This is a genomic window from uncultured Microbacterium sp., assembly GCF_963521695.1.
Taxonomy (GTDB): Bacteria; Actinomycetota; Actinomycetes; order Actinomycetales; family Microbacteriaceae; genus Microbacterium.
Map to the genome: position 1 here is coordinate 1 of NZ_CAUQWC010000181.1, position 7171 is coordinate 7171.

Below are 7171 nucleotides of genomic sequence, written 5' to 3' on the forward strand. Positions count from 1 at the left end.
ATCACCACCCGCGTCGGTGCCGTGATCGGATGCCAGGACGCCGCGCTCCTCATCACCGTCGCCGACGAGCAGCCCGTCGTCGAGCGAATCCCGTACCCCGCGGGCGCGACCGCACCGCGCGCCACCGCATTCGCCAACCGTGAGGGACGCCCGACGGTCGCAGCGGTCGCCGAGGGGGTCGGGGTGTGGATGCTCGACACGCGAGAGCGCTCGTGGACGCTCCTGCCGACGGCCGAGCCGGTCGTGCAGGTCACGGCGGTCGACGACACGGACGCGAACCTGCTCGCCGTCACCGCCGACGGTCGGGTGCTGGTGCTCGATGGCGAGACCGGTGCGCTGCGCGCGGCATCCGTCCCGCTCGTGGGTGCGAGCCTGGCGGTGGGCCGGCCGGTCAGTCTCATCGCCGACCAGCAGCGCGCTTACCTCAGCGGACCCGCAGAGGGCCGCCTGTGGGAGCTCGACTTCGCCGACGGCGCCCGCATCGCCCGCGAGTTCACGCCCGAGCGCACGCCGCTCTTCGTCGCCGAGACGGGGCGCTGACATGAAGAGATTCCTGGCCGTCGCCCTCACCGCCGCCGCGCTCGTCCTCACCGGCTGCGCGGGTGGCGCGGCATCCGATCGCCCGCTCGTCGTGGTCACGACGAACATCCTGGGTGACGTCGTGTCGAATCTCGTCGGCGACGACGTCGAGGTGATGACGCTCATGCGTCCCGGCGCCGACCCGCACTCGTTCGAGATCTCCGCCGCCGAGGCCGCGCGCATGCGCTCCGCCGACCTGCTGGTGGCCAACGGCATCGGCCTCGAGGAGGGACTGCAGCAGCACCTCGATGCCGCGGCATCCGAGGGGGTCCCCACCTTCGTCGCGGAGGACGCCGTCACCGTGCTGCCGTACACCTCGACCGACGCCGGAGGCGCCGACGATCCGCACTTCTGGACGGATCCCGCACAGATGATCGCCGTCGTCGACGCCCTCACGCCGGTCCTGGAGGGAGTGGGCGGCGCCGCCATCGCCGATCACGCCGCCGCGTACCGTGCGGAACTCACCGATCTGGATGCCGAGATGACCGCCGCCTTCGCCGCCATCCCGACGGAGCGGCGCGCGCTCGTGACCAACCACCACGTCTTCGGCTACCTCGCCGAGCGCTTCGACTTCCGTCTGGTGGGGGCCGTCATCCCCGGCGGCACGACCCTCGCCGCTCCCAGCACGAGCGACCTCGCCGACCTCGTGTCGGCCATCGATGAGGCCGGTGTGCCGACCATCTTCGCGGAGTCGTCGTCGCCCGACCGTCTCGTGCGGGCGCTCGCCAATGAGGCCGACCGGCAGGTCGCGGTGACCGAGCTGTTCACCGAGTCGCTCACCGACGCCGACGGCGGAGCGCCCGACTACCTCACGATGATGCGCGTCAACACCGAGCGCATCCGTTCCGGTCTCGCTCCCTGAGCCCGACGTCAGAGCCCCGACACGGCGCACCCCGTCGCCGCGTCATCCCCCGGACCCTCGCACCGCCGCGGGTCCTCACCCAGAAAGAGAATCACATGCGCAGTTCCTCCTTCCGTGCGGATCGCCTCCGCCGCGCGGGCCTGCTCGCCCTCGCGGTCGGGGCCACGGTCGGCCTCTCGGCCTGTGCCGGCGGCGCCGGGACCGACTCGGCCGCTCCCGCCTCCGGCGCCCCCGCCACCACCGCGGCCGACGCCGGCACCCGCGTCGCCCTGTCGTATCCCGGCGGGGTCGTCGTGCTCGACGGTGAGAGCCTCGAGACCCTCGGCGACTTCACCTCGGAGGAGTTCACCCGTCTGAACTCCGCCGGCGACGGTCGACACGTCATGGTCACCACGAGCGAGGGCTTCCAGGTCCTGGATGCCGGCACCTCCGGCGTCGAGCCGCAGCTCACCGACCTCGTGTTCGCGGCCGCCAAGCCGGGCCACGTCGTCACGCACGGCGGTACCACCGTGCTGTACGCCGACGGCACGAGCGACTCCACCGTCTTCGACACCGATGCCCTGCTGGCATCCACCGACGAGCTCCCCGCCGTCGAGACCATCCCCGGCGTCGAGGCGCACCACGGCGTGTCGATCATGCTCGAGGACGGCACCTTCCTCACCACCGTCGGCAACGCCGACGGCCGCAACGGCGTCGTCGCCCAGGACGACTCGGGCGCAACCATCGCTCAGAGCAGCGACTGCCCCGGCGTGCACGGCGAAGGCACCGCCAAGGACGAGGTCGTGGTGTTCGGCTGCGAGGACGGCGCGCTCGTCTACGACTCGGGCACGTTCACCAAACTCACCGCGCCCGACCAGCCGTACGGCCGCATGGGCAACGCCTACGTCAGCGACGACAGCGCCCTCGTCGTCGGCGACTACAAGGACGACCGGGATGCTGAGGGCTACCTGCTGCACCGCGTCGCCCTGATCGACACCGCCGCGAAGACCCAGCGCGTGATCGACCTGCCCGAGGGCGTGGAGTACACCTTCCGTGACATCGCCCGCGGCCCCGGCGACCTCGGCTACATCCTCGCCACGGACGGTTCGATCCACGTGCTCGACCCGGCCACCGGCGAGCTCACCGCGTCGTACCCCGTGATCGGCGCCTGGGAGGGCCCGATCGAGTGGCAGGACGCCCACCCCGCGATCAAGGTGTCGGGTGACATCGCCTACGTGACCGAGCCCGCGGAGAACGCCGTGCACGCGGTCGACCTCACCACCGGCGAGGTCGTGAAGAGCGTCACGCTCGACGAGACCCCGAACGAGATCGCCCTGACCCGGTAACGCGCGGCTCTCACCGCTCGTTACGCGGGGCGTTCCTCGCACATTCGCGCGTTCCTCGCAGTTTCACGCGCGGAATCTGCGAGGAGGGTGCCGTCTTGCGAGATCCAGTCACGACCGACCCGCCTCACGACCGACCCGCCTCCCGACCGCCCCGGTCGTACGCCACCTGCAGTGCTCTGCGCACCGCGCGTACGCCGGGGCGGTCGGCCGTTCCGCGGCGCACCGCGGTGAACACCTCGCGGCGCGGTTCGCCCGGCAGATCGACCAGCCGCACCGGCGGAGTGCCCCCGGCGAAGACGAGGTCGGGGATCATCCCGATCGCATGACCGGATGCCACGAGCCGCACGTGCGCGGTCAGGTCGGCCATCTCGAAGCGTACGTCGGGTTCGAAGCCCGCGGCCCGGCATTGCTGGGTCGCCCACTGCCGGGCGGCGGTGCCCACGGGCTCCATCACCCACGCACGCCCGCGGAGATCGGTGAGGGTCTCGGCGGGATCGCCGTGCGCGACGGCGAGGCGGATGGCATCCCGTCCCAACAGGCTCCGCTCGATGCCGTCGCGGTGCTCGCGCGTATGACCGGGGTACTGCTCGGCGACCGCGAGGTCGAAGCCGCGCGCCGCGACCTCGAACAGCCCCTCTTCCGGGGCGAGTTCGGCCACCTCGATGCGCAGCTGCGGCTCGCTCTCGGCGAGGGCGTCGAGAGCGCGGGGGAGCAGACCGTGCGCGGCGGACTGCATCACCGCGACGCGCACCGGCGCGAGCGAGGGGCGGAGGCGTTCGAGCTCGGCGCGCGCCGCCGCGTCGGCGGCGGGCATCCGTGCGGCGTGCGCGGCGAGGGCGGCGCCCTGGGCGGTCAAGCGGAGGCGCCGGCCGTCGGGTTCGAGAAGAGGCACGCCCGCTTCGCGCTCGAGCAACGAGAGCTGCTGCGAGATCGTCGACGGACTGTACGAGAGAGCGTCGGCGACGGCGGCAAGGGTGCCGCGCATCGACAGTTCGTGCAGCAGGCGTAGACGGCGGAGGTCAAACATGGCGTCCCTTCGATCCTGTCGAACATAACCCGTCATCAATCATCGCTTTTCCTGACGGGACGCGGGCCGCATGCTGAGGGCATCCGAGGAAGGATCGCCATGTCGCTCACTGACGCATCTCCCGTCGCATCCGGCACCACCCCCGCCGGGCGCGTCACGCCGGCCGAGCAGGTCTCGCCCGACCCGCTGGTCTCGCCCGCCGAGTTGGCCGACGAGGCGATCGCCCTCGTGCGCCGCTGGCTCGCCGAGAGCCGGGAGGAGCCGGTCGACGTCTCCGCCGAGCGCCTGGCCGGGGTGCTGCGCGACCCGCACGGTCTCGACTTCACAGTGGGCTTCGTCGACGGCGTCGTACGCCCCGACGACGTGCGCGTCGCCGCGCGAAATCTCGCCGCCCTCATCCCCCTCATCCCCGGCTTCCTCCCGCTGCACCTGAAGGCCGCGATCCGCCTCGGCGCCTTCGCCGCGCCGATCCTCTCGCGGGTCGTCGTGCCCGCCGCCCGCACGGCGCTGCGCTCGATGGTGCGCCACCTCATCGTCGACGCCAGCGACCGCAAGCTCGGCGACGCCATCACCTCGATCCGCGGCCGAGGAGACGGCATCCGTCTCAACGTGAATCTGCTCGGTGAGGCGATCCTCGGCAAGAAGGAGGCCGCGCGCAGGCTCGCCGGAACGCGCAAGCTGCTCGCGCGCGCCGACGTGGACTACGTCTCGATCAAGGTGTCGTCGACCGTCGCGCCGCACACCCCGTGGGCCTTCGACGCCGCCGTCGCCGACGCGGTCGCGGCCCTGCGCCCGCTCTACCGCGTGGCCAAGGAGACCGGCACGTTCCTGAATCTCGACATGGAGGAGTTCAAAGACCTCGATCTCACCCTCGCGGTCTTCGAGACGCTGCTCGGCGAGCCCGAGTTCCACGGCGTCGAGGCCGGCATCGTGCTGCAGGCCTACCTTCCCGACGCCCTCGCCGCGATGGTCCGCCTGCAGGAGTGGACCGCCCGGCGCGTGGCATCCGGAGGCGCGCCCATCAAGGTACGCGTCGTCAAAGGCGCCAACCTGCCGATGGAACGGGTGGATGCCGACGTGCACGACTGGCCGCTGGCCACCTGGCCGTCGAAGCAGGCGACCGATGCGTCCTACAAGGCGGTGCTCGACTACGCGCTGCGGCCCGAGCGCACCGCGAACGTGAGGATCGGCGTCGCCGGCCACAACCTGTTCGACGTCGCGCTCGCGTGGCTGCTCGCGGAGAGGCGTGGAGTCACCTCGTCGACGGGCACGCCCGGCGTCGAGGTCGAGATGCTGCTCGGCATGGCGACCGCCCAGCAGGCCGTCGTGCGTCGGACCGTCGGCGCGATCCTGCTGTACACCCCGGTCGTGCACCCGCAGGAGTTCGACGTCGCGATCGCGTACCTCATCCGCCGCCTCGAAGAGGGCGCGTCGAGCGAGAACTTCATGTCGGCGGTGTTCGACCTCGACACCCACGCGGCGCTGTTCGCCCGCGAGCGCGACCGCTTTCTGGCATCCCTCGCCGACATGCCCGAGGGTGTTCCGGCCTCGAACCGCGTGCAGGATCGCACGGCCACGGCGGAGCCCGCGCCGACGCACGGCTTCCGCAACACCCCCGACTCCGACCCGGCGATCGCCGCCAACCGTGACTGGGCGCGCGGGATCGTGGCGCGGATGGAGCGCTCGGAACTCGGTCGCGCGAGCATCGCCGCGCACACGGTGACCGACGAAGGCGCCCTGAACGCGCTGATCCAGGATGCCGCGACGGCGGCCGCGAGCTGGCGGGAGCTGGGGGCTGCGAAGCGCGCCGAGATCCTCCATCGCGCGGGCGATGCGCTGGAGAAGCGTCGAGCCGATCTGCTCGAGGTCATGGGTGCCGAGTGCGGCAAGGTCATCGAGCAGAGCGACCCCGAGGTGTCGGAGGCGATCGACTTCGCCCACTACTACGCCGAGCAGGCGCGCGCGCTCGAGGACGTCGACGGCGCGACCTTCACGCCCGTCGGGGTGACGGTGGTCACTCCTCCCTGGAACTTCCCCGTCGCGATCCCCGCCGGCTCGACCCTCGCCGCGCTCGCCGCGGGGTCTGCGGTGGTCATCAAGCCCGCCGCCCTCGCCGAGCGCTCCGGCGCGGTCATGGTCGAGGCGCTCTGGGAGGCCGGGGTTCCGCGCGAGGTGCTCACGCTCGTACAGGTGTCCGAGAACGACCTCGGTCGTCAGCTGCTCACCCACCCCGCCGTCGAGCGGGTCGTGCTGACCGGGGCCTACGAGACCGCCGAGCTGTTCCGCTCCTTCCGCCCCGATCTGCCGCTGCTCGCCGAGACGAGCGGAAAGAACGCCGTGATCGTCACGCCCAGCGCCGACCTCGACCTCGCGGCGAAGGACGTCGCGATGTCGGCCTTCGGCCACGCGGGTCAGAAGTGCTCCGCGGCATCCCTCGTCGTACTCGTCGGCTCGGTCGCCCGCTCGCGTCGCTTTCGCGACCAGCTCGTCGACGCGGTCACCTCGCTCGAGGTCGGCATGCCGTGGGATGAGGCCTCCCGTGTCGGTCCGCTGATCGAGCCGGCCCAGGGAAAGCTCCTGAAGGCCCTCACCTCGCTCGAGCGCGGCCAGCGCTGGGTCGTCGAGCCTCGCCGCCTCGATGACGAGGGGATGCTGTGGCGTCCCGGCATCCGCGAGGGCGTGCAGCCGGGCAGCGAGTTCCACCGCACCGAGTACTTCGGACCCGTGCTCGGCATCATGACCGCCGAGACGCTGGACGAGGCGATCGACCTCGTCAACGCCATCGAGTACGGCCTCACCTCGGGGCTGCACGCGCTCGATGCGGCCGAGATCGACACGTGGCTCGCGCGTATCGAGGCGGGCAACGTCTACATCAACCGCGGCACCACGGGAGCCATCGTGCAGCGTCAGCCGTTCGGCGGCTGGAAGAAGTCCGCCGTGGGAGCGGGGACGAAGGCCGGTGGCCCGCACTACCTCTTCGGGTTCGGGACGTGGACAGATGCCGAGACCTCCGCGCCGCGGTCCATCGACGCCCTCGCCGCACCGGCGCTGGCGGCCGTGCCCGCGGACGACCGCGAGTGGCTGGCATCCGCCCTCTCCAGCGACGCTGCCGCGTGGGCGTCGGAATTCTCGCTCGCCCGTGACGTGACGGGGTTGGAGTCGGAGCAGAACGTGCTGCGCTACGCCGCCGTGCCCGTGACCGTGCGCCTCGAGGACGCGTCGGAAACGGCGCTGGTGCGGGTAGTCGCGGCGGGTGTGCGGGCGGGGTCCGTCGTGACCGTGAGTTCGGCCGCCGAGCTGACGCCCGCCGTGCGCGCGTGGTTCGAGGGCGTCGGCGTGAGTGCCGCCGTCGAGGACAGCGCCGACTGGGGGCACCGC

Annotated in this window: 4 protein-coding genes and 1 pseudogene; 4 read left to right on the forward strand and 1 reads right to left on the reverse strand. The window is 71.8% G+C overall.

Going from position 1 to position 7171, the window contains the following annotated elements; all coding sequences use genetic code 11:
- From RWP81_RS12550 to aztD, 3 genes and pseudogenes are all read left to right on the forward strand, one after another.
- Nucleotides 1–540 (forward strand): annotated as a pseudogene (locus RWP81_RS12550) (ABC transporter); the annotation flags it as partial.
- Between the two features lies 1 nt (nucleotide 541).
- Nucleotides 542–1441, forward strand: a complete 900-nt coding sequence (aztC, locus tag RWP81_RS12555; RefSeq protein ID WP_314456584.1) for a zinc ABC transporter substrate-binding protein AztC — start codon at nucleotides 542–544, stop codon at nucleotides 1439–1441.
- Nucleotides 1442–1536: 95 nt separating this feature from the next.
- On the forward strand, nucleotides 1537–2766 hold the full coding sequence (gene aztD, locus RWP81_RS12560; protein ID WP_314456586.1) for a zinc metallochaperone AztD: 1230 nt from the start codon (nucleotides 1537–1539) through the stop codon (nucleotides 2764–2766).
- 124 nt (nucleotides 2767–2890) lie between these two features.
- Here the strand turns inward: aztD and RWP81_RS12565 are convergent, their stop codons facing one another.
- Nucleotides 2891–3793 (reverse strand): LysR family transcriptional regulator, encoded by a 903-nt coding sequence (locus RWP81_RS12565; protein WP_314456588.1) that lies wholly within the window; start codon nucleotides 3791–3793, stop codon nucleotides 2891–2893.
- A gap of 99 nt (nucleotides 3794–3892) precedes the next feature.
- Between RWP81_RS12565 and RWP81_RS12570 the strand changes: the two genes are divergently transcribed.
- Nucleotides 3893–7171 (forward strand): bifunctional proline dehydrogenase/L-glutamate gamma-semialdehyde dehydrogenase (locus RWP81_RS12570; protein WP_314456590.1); only part of this gene is annotated, 3279 nt, incomplete at its 3' end.

Coding starts and splice junctions, on each gene's coding strand:
- RWP81_RS12565 (WP_314456588.1), bottom strand. CDS start 3,793: ATGTTTGACCTCCGCCGTCTACGCCTGCTGCACGAACTGTCGATGCGC.
- aztC (WP_314456584.1), top strand. CDS start 542: ATGAAGAGATTCCTGGCCGTCGCCCTCACCGCCGCCGCGCTCGTCCTC.
- aztD (WP_314456586.1), top strand. CDS start 1,537: ATGCGCAGTTCCTCCTTCCGTGCGGATCGCCTCCGCCGCGCGGGCCTG.